The organism is Clostridium sp. C105KSO13 (assembly GCF_001517425.1).
Taxonomy (GTDB): Bacteria; Bacillota; Clostridia; order Lachnospirales; family Lachnospiraceae; genus Muricomes.
On sequence record NZ_FBWL01000160.1, the window covers coordinates 17,726 to 36,995 of the forward strand.

General features: G+C 44.1%; 18 protein-coding genes and 1 riboswitch. Of the genes, 4 read left to right on the forward strand and 14 right to left on the reverse strand.

Going from position 1 to position 19,270, the window contains the following annotated elements; all coding sequences use genetic code 11:
* The first annotated feature begins 1 nt into the window (after position 1).
* Positions 2-886, forward strand: coding sequence for a helix-turn-helix transcriptional regulator (locus tag BN3456_RS06595; protein WP_089983349.1), 885 nt, complete (start codon positions 2-4; stop codon positions 884-886).
* Between the two features lie 11 nt (positions 887-897).
* Here BN3456_RS06595 and BN3456_RS06600 read toward each other — a convergent pair whose 3' ends face one another.
* Entirely contained in the window at positions 898-1,377 is a 480-nt protein-coding gene (locus BN3456_RS06600; RefSeq protein WP_176699126.1) for a prepilin peptidase, read from the reverse strand.
* A gap of 86 nt (positions 1,378-1,463) precedes the next feature.
* On the reverse strand, positions 1,464-2,282 hold the full coding sequence (locus BN3456_RS06605; RefSeq protein WP_089983351.1) for a PHP domain-containing protein: 819 nt from the start codon (positions 2,280-2,282) through the stop codon (positions 1,464-1,466).
* 292 nt (positions 2,283-2,574) lie between these two features.
* Here BN3456_RS06605 and asnA point away from each other — a divergent pair, with 292 nt between their 5' ends.
* Positions 2,575-3,585, forward strand: a complete 1,011-nt coding sequence (gene asnA, locus BN3456_RS06610; protein WP_089983352.1) for an aspartate--ammonia ligase — start codon at positions 2,575-2,577, stop codon at positions 3,583-3,585.
* 33 nt (positions 3,586-3,618) lie between these two features.
* Here asnA and BN3456_RS06615 read toward each other — a convergent pair whose 3' ends face one another.
* From BN3456_RS06615 to BN3456_RS06650, 8 genes are all read right to left on the reverse strand, one after another.
* Positions 3,619-4,605: an inorganic phosphate transporter gene (locus BN3456_RS06615; protein WP_089983353.1), complete on the reverse strand. Its 987-nt coding sequence runs from the start codon at positions 4,603-4,605 to the stop codon at positions 3,619-3,621.
* A gap of 13 nt (positions 4,606-4,618) precedes the next feature.
* Positions 4,619-5,233: a DUF47 domain-containing protein gene (locus tag BN3456_RS06620; protein WP_089983354.1), complete on the reverse strand. Its 615-nt coding sequence runs from the start codon at positions 5,231-5,233 to the stop codon at positions 4,619-4,621.
* Positions 5,234-5,402: 169 nt separating this feature from the next.
* Positions 5,403-6,137 carry an ABC transporter ATP-binding protein gene (locus BN3456_RS06625; protein WP_089983355.1) on the reverse strand — a complete coding sequence of 245 codons (735 nt, stop codon included), beginning with the start codon at positions 6,135-6,137 and terminating at the stop codon, positions 5,403-5,405.
* Between the two features lie 26 nt (positions 6,138-6,163).
* Positions 6,164-7,156, reverse strand: a complete 993-nt coding sequence (locus tag BN3456_RS06630) for an ABC transporter substrate-binding protein (RefSeq protein ID WP_089983356.1) — start codon at positions 7,154-7,156, stop codon at positions 6,164-6,166.
* 26 nt (positions 7,157-7,182) lie between these two features.
* On the reverse strand, positions 7,183-7,968 hold the full coding sequence (locus BN3456_RS06635) for an ABC transporter permease (protein ID WP_089983357.1): 786 nt from the start codon (positions 7,966-7,968) through the stop codon (positions 7,183-7,185).
* A gap of 22 nt (positions 7,969-7,990) precedes the next feature.
* Positions 7,991-8,287, reverse strand: a complete 297-nt coding sequence (locus tag BN3456_RS06640) for a thiamine-binding protein (protein ID WP_089983421.1) — start codon at positions 8,285-8,287, stop codon at positions 7,991-7,993.
* Between the two features lie 121 nt (positions 8,288-8,408).
* A riboswitch (TPP riboswitch) is annotated at positions 8,409-8,520 on the reverse strand.
* A gap of 79 nt (positions 8,521-8,599) precedes the next feature.
* The gene (locus BN3456_RS06645) at positions 8,600-8,857 is read right to left on the reverse strand and encodes a heavy-metal-associated domain-containing protein (protein WP_089983358.1); all 258 of its coding nucleotides are present in this window, start codon (positions 8,855-8,857) and stop codon (positions 8,600-8,602) included.
* Between the two features lie 234 nt (positions 8,858-9,091).
* Positions 9,092-10,570: an aldehyde dehydrogenase family protein gene (locus tag BN3456_RS06650; protein WP_089983359.1), complete on the reverse strand. Its 1,479-nt coding sequence runs from the start codon at positions 10,568-10,570 to the stop codon at positions 9,092-9,094.
* A 293-nt stretch (positions 10,571-10,863) separates the two neighbouring features.
* On the opposite strand from BN3456_RS06650, the gene pepI reads away from it, so the two are divergent.
* Positions 10,864-11,745: a proline iminopeptidase gene (gene pepI / locus BN3456_RS06655; RefSeq protein WP_089983360.1), complete on the forward strand. Its 882-nt coding sequence runs from the start codon at positions 10,864-10,866 to the stop codon at positions 11,743-11,745.
* A gap of 66 nt (positions 11,746-11,811) precedes the next feature.
* On the opposite strand, the gene BN3456_RS06660 is transcribed toward pepI, so the two are convergent.
* Positions 11,812-12,690, reverse strand: coding sequence for a DMT family transporter (locus BN3456_RS06660; protein WP_089983361.1), 879 nt, complete (start codon positions 12,688-12,690; stop codon positions 11,812-11,814).
* Between the two features lie 23 nt (positions 12,691-12,713).
* Positions 12,714-13,613: a LysR family transcriptional regulator gene (locus BN3456_RS06665; protein WP_089983362.1), complete on the reverse strand. Its 900-nt coding sequence runs from the start codon at positions 13,611-13,613 to the stop codon at positions 12,714-12,716.
* Positions 13,614-13,796: 183 nt separating this feature from the next.
* Between BN3456_RS06665 and BN3456_RS06670 the strand changes: the two genes are divergently transcribed.
* Positions 13,797-14,804 (forward strand): YeiH family protein, encoded by a 1,008-nt coding sequence (locus BN3456_RS06670; protein WP_089983363.1) that lies wholly within the window; start codon positions 13,797-13,799, stop codon positions 14,802-14,804.
* On the opposite strand, the gene carB is transcribed toward BN3456_RS06670, so the two are convergent.
* Both carB and BN3456_RS06680 read right to left on the reverse strand, forming a co-directional pair.
* Positions 14,776-18,000, reverse strand: coding sequence for a carbamoyl-phosphate synthase large subunit (gene carB, locus BN3456_RS06675; RefSeq protein WP_089983364.1), 3,225 nt, complete (start codon positions 17,998-18,000; stop codon positions 14,776-14,778). The two genes, BN3456_RS06670 and carB, sit on opposite strands and share 29 nt — an antisense overlap.
* On the reverse strand, positions 18,000-19,070 hold the full coding sequence (locus tag BN3456_RS06680; protein ID WP_089983422.1) for a carbamoyl phosphate synthase small subunit: 1,071 nt from the start codon (positions 19,068-19,070) through the stop codon (positions 18,000-18,002). The genes carB and BN3456_RS06680 overlap by 1 nt, the downstream gene beginning before the upstream one ends.
* Positions 19,071-19,270: the final 200 nt, after the last annotated feature.

Sequence of the window (19,270 nt, forward strand, 5' to 3'; positions counted from 1 at the left end):
TATGAATATTGCAGAATATCAAAATTATCATGAAAGAAAATCACACACAGACATGAACTTTCCTTATAACACTTATCTTTGCTCCATGCCTCTTGATTTTACAGTGGTCCCACTTCACTGGCATGATGAAATAGAACTGATTGTCATTAAAAAGGGACAGGGCTATGTTTCGGTGGATTTTGAGACCCGAACTGTCACTGCCGGAGATATGGTCTTCGTCCTGCCGGGTCAGCTTCATTCCATTGAGCAAAGAGCTGAAAATGTCATGGAGTATGAAAATATCATTTTTAAACCAGAAATACTTATTACAAAAGGAAATGACTATTGTGCCGATAAATTTATATCTCCCATGCTGCGGGCAGAATGCTCTGTCCTAACCTTTATCACTCCCTCCTGTACTGATTATCCGTGCCTTTTAGGATGTATCAGTCACATTGATCAATTGTGCGCGGCTAGACCTAAGGGATACCAGCTGGCATTAAAAGGTTACTTATTCCAGTTCTTCTTTCTTCTGATTTCGGCACAGGGTAACAAAGAACCTTTGCAAAAGGCCAGACAGAAGCCTCTAAAAAAGCTGAAAATCCTGTTAAAATACGTAGAGGAACACTATGCAGAACCCATAACTGTAGAGAAAATGGCCGACGTCGTGTTTTACAGCAAATCCCATTTCATGAAGTTTTTCAAAATCCACATGGGAACCGGATTCATAGAATATCTTAACGATTACCGGCTTACAATGGCAGCCCGCCTTCTTGTCACAACGGAAGATTCTATACTGGAGATTGCGTCTCAGACCGGTTTTGACAACCTCTCCTACTTTAACCGGCTGTTCAGACGCAAATATGCCCAGACTCCAGGACAATACCGAAAGGCGGCCTCCTCTTAGGCATAAGTACACTATTTATACAAAAACCAGTCTGTCAGGTAATTACCAAATAATATAGACGCGATTATACCCACACACAAAAAGGGACCAAAAGCAAAACTGTGTTTTCCACTTTTTCGGTTCGCAGACAAGGGAGACGGCCGTTTGGGGCAGACATAAATCCCAGCTGTCAGTACAGCCAGCACAAAAGCCCATATATTCAGGTTTAAACCCGTCAAAAATCCGGTGGCCGCCATCAGCTTAATGTCTCCCCCTCCGAAGGATCCTGGTCTGATCAGAGAAAGGACTAATAAAATTCCACTGACTACAGCCCCTCCTGCCATCCTGTCCGGCATGGAAAGTGCCGGATAAAAGCCTGCCCACAAAATACCCCAAAGCAACAGAGCCACCGTATATTTATCCGGTATTCTTCTCGTTTTATAATCTGTCCAGGCAATATAAAGCAAAAGAGCCAGGAATAGGATAATTCCGGCTCCTTTAAGGTGTTCCATATAAATAAAGCTCTGCATGTGTCTTTACTGCGATCTGCTTTCCCCATCCATGGATTGCGCAGTGCGGTTACACTCAGAAAAAAATTCTACCCTCCTGTATAGTACATTTCAATAGGATCAATGGGGTCAATCGGATTCTCTACTTCTATTTTCTCATTTCTTCCGTGGCGTTTGAGCAGCTCCCCACCTTTATTGTATAGCCAGAAAGAATATACTAAAACCTTATTGACCTTTCCCATCTTTTCCTTTGTTGTCTTGTTATACAAAGTCCCGCCTGTCTCAAACTTGTTCTTTTTGTGAATCATAGAAATCAGCTCTGTCTCACATGTGACAGGCTCGGGGATAACTGTGTAGGCTCGTCCCACACAGTCCGGCTTGTGAGCATCGCTCCCTCCCACTGTGACTTTATCATATTTTTCAGCCAGTTTTCGTGCACCCGCATTAGAAGCTGCCGACTCACAGCAGTTGTAAGCCTCTACAAAGTCAAACCTCTTCATTACCTCCGGGTTTGTGTAAAACCGCTTGGTATTCGTGATGCTTAGATACTTTTCTCCACAGGGATGGGCAGGTCCGAGAACTCCCCCGTTGCGGTGTACCAGATCAATCAATACAGAAACCGGTAGTCCCCTCATCTCGAGAATCCTCATCTTCACTCCTTCCGGCATAATCACCAGAATATGTCCGGCGTCTCTTGTATCATATTCGATTCCTTTCAGCACAACAAAGTCGGTATGGACTTTCCCCTTCAAATTATTCTTCCAGTAGCGATAACCCTTATATGTGTTGTGGTCTGTAATAATCATTCCCTGAAAACCTTTCTTTTTTAAAAGAGTGATATATTCATCCACGGTTACTTTGCTGTCAATGGAGCCTTCCTTTACATGACAATGCATGTCTATCTTCATAAGCAAACCCTCTTTTCTTTTACTTACTTGTACCTCTATTATATAACTTCACCCAGACGCCCGCAACATATGTAAGAAATTATAATAAAGTTATCTGTTATTTAATATTTTTTTCTGTTCTTCACAGAATTAATTTCAGTTTACTTTTGGTACTGTGTCCGGAAATATCAGCTGTAAGAAGAACATTGACTTCTTTCACGTCAAACTGTAAAATAGGAACATCAGCAGTTTTTCTGTATTTTATCGTACATTTATGCAGTCAGACTGGGACAAAATAAAAGGAGCTTATACTATGGAACAATTGACAATTCCCCAGGGATACCACTCTCCCCTTACCATACGGGAAACTGAAGTTGCCATTAAAGAACTCAAGGATCACTTTGAACGTTCTCTTGCAAAAGCGCTTCATTTAACCCGTGTATCTGCGCCGCTTTTTGTGCGCCCCGAATCAGGACTCAATGACAACCTAAACGGAGTGGAACGCCCCGTGTCTTTTGGAATTAAGGAACAGGAAGATGCCCCGGCGGAGATTGTTCATTCTCTTGCAAAATGGAAGCGGTATGCACTGAAACACTATGGATTTCACTCCGGTGAAGGTCTGTATACAGACATGAGTGCCATCCGCCGTGACGAGGATACCGATAACATTCACTCAATTTACGTAGATCAATGGGACTGGGAAAAAATTATATCAAAAGAAGAGCGCAATACAGAAACTCTGGAATACACTGTGCGGAAGGTTTACAGTGCCTTAAAGGAAACAGAAAATTACATATCCAGACGCTATAATTATATTGAGTCTCTGCTCCCCGATGATATTTTCTTTATTACAACGCAGGAGCTGGAAGAGATGTTCCCTGACAAGACACCAAAGGAAAGAGAACACCGTATTGCAAGGGCCAAAGGAGCAGTTTTCATCTCCCAGATTGGAAAAGAGCTTGCCTCCGGTGAAAAGCACGACGGCCGCGCACCCGACTATGATGATTGGGAATTAAACGGAGATATTATCGTCTACTATCCTGTTCTGGACATCGCACTTGAATTGTCCTCCATGGGTATACGTGTGGATGAAGATGCACTGAGAAGGCAGTTAAAGCTTGCCGGCTGCGAAGAACGCGCCAGCCTGCCCTTCCAGAAATCCCTCCTGGAAGCAAAACTTCCTTATACAGTAGGAGGCGGTATTGGGCAGTCCAGAATCTGTATGTACTATCTCCGCAAGGCACATATCGGTGAGGTGCAGTCTTCCATTTGGCCGAAGGAGATAATGGACTGTGCGTTAGAAAATGGCATATATTTGTTGTAATAAATGGGGGGCTTGCAAAGGCCCCTGATTTTTTTATAAGAATAATCTAAATATGGTAAAGATTCCCGCAGATATGATAATTGTGACCGGAATTGTTGTAAACCACGCTGTCACCATGGTCTTGGCTGTGCTCCATTTTACTCCTTTTATCCGGTTTGCGGCACCTACCCCCATAATAGAAGAAGATATCACATGGGTTGTGCTTACAGGCATTCCGAAATATGTGGCCGCCTGAATGACCAGGGCTGATGAAACATCTGCCGCTACAGCATTTACAGGCTTCAGCTTCATAATCCGCGTGCCTACAGTTTTAATAACACGCCATCCGCCGATAGAAGTACCTAGGGCCATAGCCAGCGCACACAAGATCTGTACCCAGTGAGGAATTACTAGCTTGTCAAGATACCCATGTGCCACCAGTGCCATTGTAATGATACCCATCGATTTCTGGGCATCATTCGTTCCGTGTGAAAAAGCCTGTACCGCGGCAGTCAATATCTGAAGTCTGCGGAAAATAAAATTTGCTTTCCCCAGATTTGCTTTTTCAAATATTACTTTAAAAATGGAAAACACTACATAGCCAACTGATATGGCTGCAATAGGAGAAATGATCAGGAATAAAACCACCTTTCCCAAGCCCTTAAGTTCCACCGCAGAAGCACCTGCATCCGCCAGCGCCGCACCGGCCAGGGCTCCGATCAATGCATGGGAAGAGCTGTTTGGAATTCCAAAATACCAGGTAATCAGATTCCAGATAATTGCCGATAAAATAGCTGCAATCATGACCATGGAAGCATTAGAAATGTGGTTCAGATCCACAATATCTGTAGCAATCGTCTGCGCAACATTTGTAGAAACATTTGCCCCAATAAAATTCATAACAGCAGCAATGATAATTGCCTTTTTCAAAGTCAGGGCCTTTGTAGATACAGCTGTTGCAATTGCATTCGCAGTATCGTGAAACCCATTGATAAAATCAAATAGCAGAGCCAGCAGTATAATACAAATAACAATAGCCATCCTGTGCTGCCTCCTATAAATTCTTCATAATGACAATATCAAGCGACTTTGCAACCGCCTGACATGCGTCAACAGACTCTTCCAGCACCTGATACAAATCCTTGTACTGAATAATTTTAATAGAATCGGAATATTTTTTAAACAGACTGCGGATAGCCTTGCGCTCCAGAGTATCGCCCTCTTCTTCACTGGTCTTCACATTGATGGTGTGCTCCCTGACACACTTAAGCCGCCTCTGCACAAGAAGATCAATGGCAGTGTATAGTTCTGCGGTGCAAAACCCTATATGGATTCTGAAATCAGACATATAATTGTCCTCATCTGTCAGGCGGTACATATAATAGTAAGCAGAGGTTTCTTCAATACAATCTACAACATCATCCATTTTCTCTGCCAGTGTCAGTATATCTTCAGGATCGATAGATGTGATAAACGCTTTGTTTAGCTCCACATTAATCTTATGTAAAATGGTGTCCCCATCGCTCTCAAAATCTTTCACTTTTTCAGAAAAGACTTTCAAGTCTGATGGGGAATTGATTTTAAATTTGCTGAAATACTCCCCGCATTCTTTCATATTCTGCGCAAGGTCAAGCAACAGACTCATTATTTTGTCTGGTTTTTTCTTCATTCTTCCTTTATCCTCCGATAATCTTACCCAGAATATGATGTGCCTGCCTCAAAATTTCCACTAGTTTCCGGGTATTTTTCCAACGTAAAATGCTCTGCGGCGTTTCCAATTTTAGCACAAATTTCACGTAACTTCAATCGTTAGTATTAGAAGATGTATTGGGGAAGTCTTATAATTTCCCGAGAATTTGTCTTTTGTATTCCAGAAACTCCTCTGACAATGTAAAATCTTTTCTTCTTGGTTTTTTTTCCCGAATAATAATCTCGTATGTTATCCGCCCCGGCACGCCGGTCATAAGATAGATTCTGTCCGACAGCAGGATTGCCTCGTCAATATCATGCGTGATAAACAGCGTTGACAGATGAATCTTATCCATCACCTCGAGATACCAGCTGTGCATATCGCTTTTTGTCAGAGTATCCAGTGCGCTAAATGGTTCATCCAGCAGGGCTACATCCCGGGAAAACATGTAAGTCCGAAGCAGGGCAGCCCTCTGGCGCATCCCGCCGGAGAGCTGATAAGGATATTTCTTCTGACTGCCCTCCAGTCCAAATTCCCTGAAATATGGGTTTACCTTTTCCCTGGCCGCTTTCTTCTTTTCACCTTTAATCAGCAGGGGCAGAGCGGCATTATCTTCAATGCTTTTATAAGGCAGAAGCAAATCCTTTTGTAGCATATAACTGATATGTCCTGGCTGTCCGGTAATGTCTGTCCCATTTAATATCACATTTCCTTTATCCGGCAAATGCAAACCGGAAATTACATTGAACAGAGTTGTCTTTCCTCCACCGCTGGCGCCCAGAAGACAGACCAGTTCATTTTCGTGGAGTTCAACAGAAATGTCTTTTATTACGGGCTGTTTTTCATAGGAAAGCGTTACATTGTTTACAATCAATTTCGTCATTTCACCACCCCCTTAGTGTTTGGCTCTTATTCCAGATAGGCATTGGTAAACCCAGTGTTCTCAGGAATCCTTATCTCAGACAGATCATTTTCACTTATCCAGTTGTAAAATCTATTCCATCTGTCCGGATCTATATATCCCCACTGCTCTACCTCTGCCTTATATTGTTCATTTAAATAAGCCTGGCTTGCTGCTATCAGCTCCTTATCCAGCTCAGGGGCTGCCTTACTAAGGATATCCACTGCTTCCTCCGGATGGTTGATTGTAAACTCATAGCCCTTTTTTGTGGCGTTTAAGAAAGCTTTTGTCGTATCCGGATTTTCATTCATCCAATTTGTATTTCCAATGATAACCGGTGTATAGAAATCAAAGGTACTCTTAATATCTTTAAATGCGAAATAATCGGTGCCGAAATCTGCCAACTCTGAGGCAATGCCTGTCCAGCCGTAGAAAATCCAGATAGCATCCACAGATTTACTCTCCAATGCCGACACCTCATCCGTCACAGTACTCGGTATCAGTTCCACTTTGCTGAATTCCCCGCCATCTTCTTCCATCACGTTTTTTATCATTGCTTTTTCCAGGTCCTTGTCCCAGGTAGCGTATTTTTTACCCTCCAATCCCTTAGGTCTGTCCATTCCTTCGCCTTTTCGGGAAATAATTCCCGATGTGTTGTGCTGCACAACCGCTGCCACTGCTTCCACGGGTATGGCATTATCCCCGATTAATGCAGGCATCAGGCCATCCTGAGAGGAAATACCAAACTGAGCCTTTTTTGCCCCCACCAGCATTTCCGCACCGTCCTCCGGAGGCTGTACAATCTCCACATCCAGACCCTCATCTTCAAAGTATCCTTTTTCCTTTGCCACATATATTCCTGTATGATTCGTATTCGGAACCCAGTCTAGCACAAATGTGATCTTTTGTAAGTCACTCGATGGCTTTTCCTTCATTGCGCACCCCGCCATACTTCCGGCCAAAGCAGCAGCCAGCAGCACAGATAATATATTCTTTTTCATTTAGTTCTTCTCCTCTCAAAGTATCTCTACTTTCTCTCTTCCCACGGCATACATTTTTTCTGTGCAAGATTGACCAGTCCCATCAGCGCCAGACTGATGGCCGATATAAGGAAAATCACCGCAAACATTTTATCAAATGAAAATCCTTTCTTTACCCGGGTCATGTAAACTCCAAGCCCGTTAAAGCCTCCGAGCCATTCTGAAATCACCGCACCCACTACTGCGTAGGATGCCGAAATGCGGAGACTGGCAAAAAACTGCCCAAGAGCCCCCGGAAATTTAACTAATCTGAAAACCTGTATTTTGGATGCCCCCATGGAGCGCATCAGACTGATCATTTCCTTGTCTGCAGACTTGAAGCCATTCTGAAGACTTACTGTAATCGGGAAAAAGGTCGTAATTACAATTAAAATAACCTTGGGCAGCATTTCGTAGCCGAACCAAAGCACCAAAAGAGGGGCTATAGCAACCGTGGGGATTGTTTGTGTAAGAACAATAAGGGGATAAAAGGCCTGGTATAGTTTTTCGAATCGATCCATCAGCATTGCTATCACAAAGCCCACAGCCACTCCCATTCCAAGACCGATGAAAGCTTCCACAAGTGTCACCTTTGCGTTGCTCATCAAAAGCGGAAAATCTGAAATAAAAGCTTTTACCACATCCACCGGGGTGGGCAGCATAAATTTGGGAATAATTCCACTGCTGCCTGCCGCCTGCCATGTGGTTAATAACAAAAGAACTGTCAGTGCAGGCCATATCTCTGCCGGCCATGTATAACCGGCAGAAATCCTTTCTGTTGTTTGCTTTTTCATATTTTGTTTTTCCTTATCCCGTCTACTGGTGATGTTTCGTGATCTTTTTGTCTATGGTCAGTACCTCCCCTTCCGGCTTATATGACACTTTAATATACGCCGACACCGACGGTGCCCCTGCACGGACTGCGATGTGCTGGCATTCTTTTACAATTTCCATCAGTTCATCATAATCTCCCTCTATGGCCGTCTCACATGGACCCACATAGTAATTTAAACCTGTGCTTTTGATATAAGCAATTACCTCATCTACAATACGGATTACCTCTTCATCACCTGCCACACCTGGCAGAACCTGGATTGCTACACTTGCATTCATTTTGTCTCCTCCTGAATAATGATATTTTTTGGTAACTGTTCCGAATGAATAAAATCTGGCCTGACCTTTTTTAGCATAAAGAAAAGCCCCATCAGATAACCTGATGAGACTCGCATTCGTAAATTTATGTATTGCACTTTCCTACGCTGGCATTATCCAGATCAGGTTATAAGGTCAAAGACGCATATAGTCTTAATCTCAGCCGGCTTGCACCAGCCCCCTTGTTGCTTATTCAATTCTTTATTCAGTTTATCCCTTTTAGGGGATAAAGTCAAGATTTTAACCGTATACCTTTCCTGCTATTTTGAAAAGTTATTTTCGGAAGGAAGAAAAGAGCCCCTTTTTCTTATAAGTTGCCTTAGAAACAGCCGCTACATCATATCCGGTATCACCGATTACTTTCCTTAAGTCTGCATCATCAATATCCTTCTCCGACAGAATCACCGTCTGATTTTTACTGTGAGAAGAAGTGACCTTCTTTACCGAAAAAGCTTTCCTCACCGCATCATTGATATGTGTTTCGCACATGCCGCACTGCATGCCATCTACCTGCACCTTTATCTCAATCACTTTAAAACTTCCTTTCTATATATTTCTGCTGCTTATTTTGATTTCCTGCCTCAGTCTTGTGGTTAGCGTTTCCTAACATCCTTATGGTAGCACATATAGATTCTTTTTGTCAACAATTCATGCAGAAAGAGAAAAGCAAAGATGCTAGGATTGATAAAGTCCCGGCACCTTTGCCTTTAGAAAAAGAACTTTAAGAATATTCTGAAAATGGTGCTCAAAAGGGTCAGTCCCCTTTTAATACAGTCCAGATGGTTCTTCGCTGAGGTTAATCAGAATACTCTTCATCTGGGTGTAGTGATCCAATATGACCTTGTGGGTCTCTCGCCCGATACCGGAAGCTTTGTAGCCGCCGAAAGGTGCTCCCTCGGGAATGGAGTTATATGTATTCACCCACATACGTCCTGTCTCGACTGCTCTGGCAACGCGTATGGCACGGTTGATATCTCTGGTCCATACAGCTCCGCCCAGTCCATACTCGCTGTCGTTTGCCATTGCAATGACATCTTTTTCGTCCTTAAATTTGATGACACATGCCACAGGTCCGAAGATCTCCTCCTGTGCCACTCTCATGTCGTTTTTAACATCACCGAGAAGCGTAGGCTGCATGAATGCTCCCTTATCCAGACCGTCCTCTCCGATTCTTTCACCGCCGCAGAGTACCTTGGCTCCTTCTTTTCTGCCGACTTCTACATAACCCAGAATTTTATCCAGCTGTCTTTCATTGACCTGGCTCCCCATCTGAACATCCTGCTCCCACGGAACGCCTACTTTCACCTGATTAAAACGTTTTGCAGCCTCCTCTACAAACTTATCATAAATGCTCTCCTGAACAAATACCCTGGAACCCGCACAGCATACTTGACCCTGATTAAAAAGAATGCCCATCTGCAGTCCGTCCATAGCCATCTCCCAGTCGCAGTCTTCAAAGAAGATATTGGCTGATTTACCGCCCAGCTCCAAGGTAGAAGGAATCAGCTTTTCTGCCGCTGCAAGAGCAACATTTCTGCCTACTTCTGTTGAACCTGTAAATGCCAGTTTCCGAAAGCCTTTATGCTGCAGCATATATTCTCCTGATTTAGAACCTGCCCCTGTAATAACATTGAATACACCAGCAGGGATTACGTCCTCCACCAGTTTTGCCAATTCGAGGATACTAAGAGGTGTGGAACTGGAACTCTTAAATACAGTACAACAACCGCTTGCCAGAACAGGTGCCAATTTCCATGCGCCCATCAAGAATGGGAAGTTCCACGGAACTATCTGCCCTACAACTCCCAGTGGTTCTCTCAAAATAATACTCATAGTATGCTCATCCAACATCTTGGCACTGCCTTCCTCTGCCATAATACACCCTGCAAAATAGCGGAAATGCTGCGCTGCCATAGGAATATCAACACCCAGAGTCTCCCGGACAGGTTTCCCATTGTCCACAGACTCAATCATTGCCAGCCTTACTTTGTTCTCATCAATGATATCTGCAACCTTATTTAGAATAGCAGCCCTCTCATTGACCGATACATGTTTCCACGATTCAAATGCCTTCCAGGCCGCCTGGACCGCTTCGTCCACGTCCTCCTTTGTTGCCTCTGCGCACTCTGCCAACACTCTGCCATCAGCCGGACAGGTGGTTTTAAAAGTCTTTCCATCAGAAGCATCCTTCCATTTTCCCCCAATAAATAACTGATATTTTTCTTGAAGTCCTAAATCCTGCATAATAACCTCTCCTTTCTCAGTCAACGCACTACATTTCAGTAAAGCCCTTATCTCAAAGCAAAAACGTTTGTACGTCGCAATTGTTCTTAGACTTCAGCATCTTTTTAACTGATGTTATACTTTCATTATACTTAAGAATTTAAGTCTGTCAATTTAAATAATATTTTAACATAGTCTGGAAATTATGTTGATATTTTCTTAACACTTTATCTTAACCTGAATTGAAAGAATTCAGAAAACCTGTTATACTTGAAGAACAATAAAAAGCCGTAAAAGGCAAGGAGGTACATAGTATGAATGTCATTGAAGGTTATATGCCATATCGTGGATACAAGACCTATTACCGCATTGTTGGGGAATGCAAAGGTAATAAAAAGCCGCTGGTTTTACTTCATGGAGGTCCCGGTTCCACCCACAACTATTTTGAAGTACTGGACAGGCTTGCTGATGAAGGCCGCGCAATTATCTTTTACGACCAGCTTGGCTGCGGCAACTCTTATGTGGAGGGACATCCGGAACTCTGGTGCTCCGATACATGGGACAACGAGCTGATTGAACTGAGAAAACATCTGAAACTGGATCAGGTTCATCTGCTGGGACAGTCCTGGGGAGGCATGCTGGCAATTGAATATCTCTGTGATTACAAACCGGAGGGTGTTCAATCTGTAATCCTTTCCAGTACCCTGCCTGCCGCAGAGCTCTGGGCTCACGAGCAGCACCGCTTAATTAAACTAATGTCCGGGGAAGACCAGGAGGCCATTGCAAAGGCAGAAAAATCCGGCAACTTTGACGACCCGGATTACCTGGCTGCAAATGACAGATTTATGCTTCTTCACTGTGCAGGTGAAGTGACAGAGGATTCTCCCGAATGCCTGCGCCGTCCGAAAAAATCGGGTGCAGAAGCTTATGTAGCAGGATGGGGTCCAAATGAATACAATCCAACCGGAAGCCTGGGTGGATGGGATTACCGGGATAAAATCGGCGGTATCAAAGAACCAGCCCTGATTATCAGCGGAACAAATGATCTGTGCACACCGCTTGTTGCAAAGACAATGTACGATGCTATTCCGAATTCCAGATGGGAACTGTTTGACGGATGCAGACATATGTGCTTTGTAGAAGAAAATGATAAGTACTGCAGGCTTGTCAACGAATGGATGGAAAAATACGATTAAAGAAAAGGCAGGTGAACCGCTCACCTGCCCTTTTCTTTAATAAATTATCTTCTAAGCATCTCCCATTCATTCATTTGGAACCTTTTCACCGTGATTCCGGTGATTATATATAAACATAATAACCGCCATCGAACAAATTACCAGATATCCTGCCCAGCTCAGAACGTCTGGAATCTGTCCGAAGATCATAAAGCCTAAGAGGGCTGAAAAAATAATCTGTGAGTAGTCGTACACAGAGATTTCTCTGGCCGGAGCATGGAAATATGCTGCAGTAATAGAAAACTGTCCTCCGGCTGCGCTCAGGCCCGCCAAAAGTAGATATACAAGCTGCATTCCACTCATCGGGTGATAGTTAAAAGCCATCAATCCCAGAGATACAAGGCAGGAGACAGAAGAGAAAACGAAGACAACAAAGGGACCGCTTTCTCCATTTTCCCCCAGTACCCTTACAAACGTGTAGGCGACGCCTGCCCCCAGGCCTCCCAGCAGTCCAATCAGTGCCGCAGGAGACTGAAAAATCGCTGTAGTTGGTTTGATGATTAAAAGACTTCCAAGGAAAGCTGTCACTACAATTGCCGCCTGAGCAGGCTTTATTTTTTCTTTCAATAGAAAATAACTAAAGACAATTGCAAAAAACGGTGACATCTTATTCAGCATAGAAGCATCCGCTAAAACCAGCCTGTCAATCGCATAGTAATTGCAGAAAATTCCTAACGTACCGGCTATCGAGCGAAGCAGCAGATATTGAATGTTTTCTTTTTTACCAGAAAACCAAGTCCTTTCTTTTTTCAAAATAATCAGTGCAAATACGACCGCTACCAAATTTCTGAAAAAACTTTTCTGCACGAAGGGCAAATCCCCCGACAAACGCACAAACATATTCATCATGGCAAAACAAAATGCCGATATTACAATATAAATAATTCCCAAATACTTTTTCTTCATGAACCTTTTTTCCTTTCACAATATCACAGCCGTTCTGAAGGATTGATGCCTGTAAATTGGCAGAACAGATTTCTGTAAAATTCTGCGTAAATACTTCCTCGGGGCCAGATAAAGGTAAAGTCATGATAAATCTGGCAGTTCTTCAGATTTATCAGCTTTAGCGCGCCCTCTTTTAATTCCTTTTTAACTGCAGTTTCATACAAAAATGTGATTCCTAACCCTGCCTTTACCAGTTCTTTAATTGTGTGGAGATTTCCAATTTCTGCTGTTTTTTCAAAGTCCTTCAGCCCATAATTCTGGGAATCCAAAAAGCGTTCCAGTACTTCCCTTGTTCCGGAGCCCGGTTCTCGTAAAAGCAGGCGCTCACCAAATAAATCCTCCAGACGCTCTATCTTCCTTTGAAAGTAGTAAGAGAAACCGCATACTGCCACAAACTTTTCTGTGGAATAGTGAAGAAAATCATATTCTGTCTTCTTAAAAAAACCTTCGACTACAGCAAAATCTATTTTCCCTGTATCCAACCTTTTCAAAAGCTCCTGTGTATTTGCCACCTCCATGTGGAGCTGCACTTCCGGAAAGGCCAAAAGATAATCTTGAAGTACTTTCGGCATCACTACTTCTCCCACTGTCATTGTGGCTCCAAACCGAATCTCTCTCTTTCCCCCGGGCAGATGTGCCAGCCTGCTTTTCAAGGACAGTTCATCATGCAGCATAGTCAGTGCCGCACTGCGCAGCATCTCCCCTTGCTCTGTCAGTCTCAATTTCTTTCCTTCATAGGCAAACAGTCGGACCTTATAATATTTTTCCAGATACCGCACATGCTGGGACACCGCCGGCTGTGTAATATTCAGTTCTTCCGCCGCTCTTGTAAAATTCATACAATCGCAGACTTTTAAAAATGTTTTCATGCGAAAATCCAGCATAACTTTACTCCTCACACTACAATTCCCTAAAACGCTTTCTTCAAGACAAGTTTCCTTTATTGAAAACCCCAGTAATAACTATAACATATTTTTATCTTAAAATAAATATATATAATTTTAGATTATACTCAAAATATGATATCATACTTTTGGTAACTATAACAGAAAGTGAGGATTTCAAGTATGAACTTTATAAAACAAAAGGGCCCTGGTATTTTATTTTGCCTTATCATCGCACTGCCTTCCTGGTTTCTAGGTCAGGCGGTTCCGGTAGTGGGCGGGCCTGTGTTCGCCATATTGATCGGGATGATTCTGACCCTGATCATCCACAAAAAGGATTCCCTGCAGCCGGGCATTACCTTCACCTCCAAAAAGATTCTGCAAACAGCCGTTGTATTTCTTGGATTTGGCATGAACCTGGCAGAAATTCTTGCAAAGGGCCGGCAATCCCTTCCCATTATTATTGCAACAATCAGCACCTCCCTGATTATTTCCTTTATTTTATATAAGGCACTGAAGCTTCATCCCAACAGTGCAGTATTGGTGGGGATCGGTTCTTCTATCTGCGGCGGATCCGCAATCGCCGCTACAGCTCCTGTAATTAAAGCGACAGATGAAGAGGTTGCTCAATCCATATCGGTCATCTTTCTGTTCAATGTAATCGCCGCGCTGATTTTTCCCGCACTGGGCGGACTTCTCCACCTGAGCAATGAAGGGTTCGGTCTTTTCGCAGGTACAGCCGTCAATGATACTTCATCCGTAACAGCTGCTGCGGCAGCCTGGGACGGCATACACGGCAGCAACACACTGGAAGCCGCCGCAACAGTAAAAATGACACGTACTCTGGCTATTATTCCCATTACGTTGATACTGGCCGCCTACAAAGGAAGAAAAGAAAAAGAGACTGAAGGATCCACCTTCAGCCTCAAAAAAACATTTCCGTATTTTGTTCTTTTCTTTGTGCTTGCCTCCATTGTCACCACAGTATTTCGTCTCCCGTCTGAGACAACTGCTCCGCTGAAAGATTTAAGCAAATTCCTGATTATAATGGCAATGGCGGCAATCGGGCTCAATACAAACATTGTAAAGCTAGTAAAGACAGGCGCAAGGCCCATATTTACAGGCTTTTGCTGCTGGGTCGGCATAGCATTTGTAAGCCTCCTTATGCAGCACCTCCTGGGGGTATGGTAATATCTGCAATATCCACCAGCGTCAGCTTGTGTATATCTGTATTTTCCAGACTGGTGATCAGTGCCCGGGCCGTATCTATGGCCGTCAATACATTCACCCCCGTCTCAATGGCATTTCTCCTGATAACAAATCCGTCCTTCGAGTGCTCCGCTCCCTGGGCGGGTGTATCAATTACCAGGTCTATTTCATGCCCCAAAATCAAGTCCAGAAGGTTGGGGGACTCCTGTTCTATCTTGCGGACCGGGATTGCCTTCATTCCGCCTGCCTGTAAGGCCTTGGCCGTATTCCTTGTGGCAAAAACGCGGTAGCCTATTTTTTCAAACCTGCGCCCCAATTCCACCGCCTCCGGCTTGTCCTCGTCACGCACAGTCATAATCATATTTTTATATTTCGGCAGACGGATTCCGGCTCCCAGAAAAGCTTTGTACAGGGCTTCATCAAAGGTTTTTGCAACCCCTAAGCATTCTCCCGTTGATTTCATTTCCGGCCCTAAACTGATGTCCGCACCCCGGATTTTTTCAAAGGAAAACACGGGCATTTTAACTGCAACATACTCTCCTTCCTTCTGAAGTCCCGGCGTATAACCCAGTTCTCTGATTTTACTTCCGATGATAACCTTTGTTGCCAGAGGCACAATAGGAATTCCTGTCACTTTGCTGATATAGGGCACAGTGCGGCTGGAGCGCGGGTTTACTTCAATCACATATACATCGTCTTCCCCGCAGACAATGAACTGAATATTGATCAGCCCTATGACATGGAGAGATTTTGCCAGCCGCCTTGTATATTCGGCAATCTTTTCCTTCGCCTTCTTTGTCAGACTTTGAGCAGGGTAAACAGAAATACTATCGCCGGAATGGATTCCCGCACGCTCCATATGTTCCATAATTCCCGGAATCAGGATATCTTCACCGTCACACACGGCATCGACCTCAATTTCTTTCCCCTCCAGATATTTGTCTACCAAAATCGGATGGTCCTGGGCTATCCTGTTGATAATGCCGATAAATTCATCAATATCGAGAGCACTGATAGCAATCTGCATCCCCTGTCCGCCCAAGACATAGGAGGGACGAACCAGCACCGGATATCCCAGCCTGTTTGCCACCTCTTTTGCTTCATCCGCAGTAAATACAGTTCCTCCTGTGGGACGTGGTATCTCACATTCTCCCAAAATTTTATCAAATAATTCTCGGTCTTCAGCCTTATCTACGTTCTCCGCAGATGTCCCCAGAATAGGCACGCCCATCTTCATCAGGCTTTCCGTCAGTTTAATAGCAGTCTGTCCGCCAAACTGTACCACAGCTCCGTCAGGCTTTTCCAAGTCTACGATACTCTCCACATCCTCCGGTGTCAGAGGTTCAAAATAGAGCTTATCAGCGATATCAAAATCTGTGCTTACAGTCTCCGGGTTATTATTTATAATGATTGTGTCATAGCCTTCTTTAGAAAATGCCCAGGTACAGTGTACGGAGCAGAAATCAAACTCAATTCCCTGCCCGATGCGGATGGGACCGGAACCGAGCACCAGTACCTTCTTGCGCCCGTCTGTTTCTTTTACTTCGTTCTCTCTGCCGTATACAGAGTAGTAATAAGGTGTTGCGGCTGCGAACTCTGCAGCACAAGTGTCCACCATTTTGTAGGCTGCCACAATGTTGTTCTCCTGGCGCATATCATGGATTTCTCTTTCTGTCTTTCCTGTGAGCTTTGCGATTACATCGTCCGGGAATTCTATTTTCTTTGCATCTAGCAGTAGTGCTGGAGTAAGCTCTTTTATCTTCAGGGCCTGCTCCATCTCCACAATAATGGCAAGCTTGTCAATGAACCAGTTATCTATCTTTGTAATATCATGTATCGTATGATAGCTTATGCATCTCCGGACCGCCTCTGCAATCCGCCAGATGCGTATATCATCCACAATCTCCAGCTCTTCCAGCAGTTCTTCTTCCGATAGTCCTGTGAAATCATAGGACATGAGACTGTCCACATGCTGCTCCAGGGAGCGGATTGCCTTCATCAGTGCTCCTTCAAAATTGTCACAGATGCTCATCACCTCACCGGTCGCTTTCATCTGAGTTGTCAACGTTCTTTTTGCACTGATAAACTTGTCAAAAGGAAGCCTTGGAATCTTTACCACACAGTAATCCAGCATAGGCTCAAAACTTGCATAGGTCTTGCCTGTAATGGCATTTTTAATCTCATCCAGTGTATAGCCAAGAGCAATCTTTGCCGCCACCTTCGCTATCGGATACCCGGTAGCTTTGGAGGCCAGTGCAGAAGAACGGCTGACACGGGGATTCACTTCAATCACACAGTACTCAAAACTCTCCGGATTTAGAGCATATTGTACATTACAGCCCCCGGTGATTTTCAGTTCACGGATGATATTTAATGCAGAAGTACGCAGCATCTGGTACTCCTTATCTCCCAGAGTCTGGGACGGAGCCACTACAATACTGTCCCCGGTATGAACACCCACAGGATCAATATTTTCCATATTGCAGACAGTAATACAGTTGCCTCTGCCGTCACGCATCACCTCGTATTCAATTTCCTTCCAGCCGGCAATACAGCGCTCCACCAGGACCTGCCCCACCCGAGAAAGCCGCAGCCCGTTTTCCAGAATTTCTATGAGCTGGTTCGGAGTCGCTGCAATGCCGCCGCCGCTTCCGCCAAGAGTATAGGCCGGACGAAGTACAACAGGATATCCTATTTCAGCCGCAAATGCAAGCCCGTCCTCTACATTTTCCACAACAAGAGAGGGGGCTACAGGTTCCCCGATTTTTTCCATAGTGGCCTTAAATTCCAGACGATCCTCCGCCTTCTTAATTGTATCTGATGTAGTTCCTATGAGACGGACATCATTGTTCTTAAAAAATCCTTTCTCATCCAGTTCCATTGCCAGATTTAAACCGGCCTGTCCTCCAAGCGTTGGCAGCACACTGTCCGGTTTTTCCTTTTTTATCAGCTGTTCCACTACCTCCACGGTAAGAGGCTCAATATATACTTTATCTGCAATATCCTTATCCGTCATAATTGTGGCCGGGTTTGAATTGAGCAGAACTACCTCAACCCCTTCTTCCTTCAGGGAGCGGCAGGCCTGGGTTCCTGCGTAATCAAATTCTGCTGCCTGACCGATGACAATCGGACCGGATCCAAGGACTAGAACTTTTTTAATACTGTTATCTTTTGGCATTATTCTGCTCCCTCCATCATATCCATAAATCTGTCAAACAAATAACCCGAATCCTGTGGACCCGGACATGCTTCCGGGTGAAACTGAACGGTAAATATATTTTTTCCTTTATACTCAAGGCCTTCATTCGTCTTGTCATTTACATTCACAAATGCCGGGGCAGCAATATTGGGATTCATGCTCTTATCATCCACCACATAACCGTGGTTCTGGGAAGATATGTATACCCTGCCTGTCTTCAAGTCCTTAACCGGATGGTTGCCGCCTCTGTGTCCGTACTTTAGCTTATAGGTGGACGCACCTAAAGCAAGGGCCATCAGCTGATGTCCCAGACAAATTGCAAAAATAGGAATATTCGTTTGATATAGCTTCTTGATTTCTTCGATAATAGAAATGCAGCCTGCCGGATCTCCCGGACCGTTGGAAAGCATGATACCGTCAGGATGAGCTGAAATGATTTCTTCTGCAGTTGTATGAGCGGGGTAAACGATCACCTCACAGCCCCGTTTATTTAAAGACTTGGCAATATTATTTTTGGCACCTAAATCCAAAAGCGCAACTTTCTTCCCGCTCCCCGACAGTACATATTTCTCACTGCTGGTTGCCTTTGAAACCACATCCCCCATTTGATAAGCTTTCAGTTTTGGAAGGATTTCTTCCAGATTATAGTTCTCATTGGTGGTAATCATCCCGTTCATTGTACCCTTTTCCCGCAAAACCTGAGTGAGCGCCCGGGTATCTATATCCGAAATTCCCGGGATACCCTGCTCTATCAAGAAATCTTGAAGGGTCTTCTCACAGCGGAAATTGCTGGGCAAACGGGACAATTCCCGCACTATGTAACCATCCGGCCAGACCTTCTTTGATTCCATATCCGGTGTGATCCCGTAATTTCCAATCAGCGGATAAGTCATAACCACAGCCTGCCCCGCGTAAGAAGGATCAGTTAACACCTCCAGATAGCCGGTCATAGAGGTATTAAATACAATTTCACTTATCATATCTTTATCTGAACCCATATGCTTCCCTTCAAACACTGTTCCATCTTCCAGTATCAAAAACGCTTTCATATATGCACTCATTCCTTCCTTTTATGCTGCTTACACAGTACTTGCCTAAATTGTCAAGATTATACTACAAATGAGCACAGAATTCAACAAGTTTTTATAATATATCGAAAGTTGAAAATACGCAGGCATCCGGTTGTTACCGCCACTTCGAGACAATCGTTCGTTTTCAGCACAGACTCGAACAGGAATCCTATGAATAC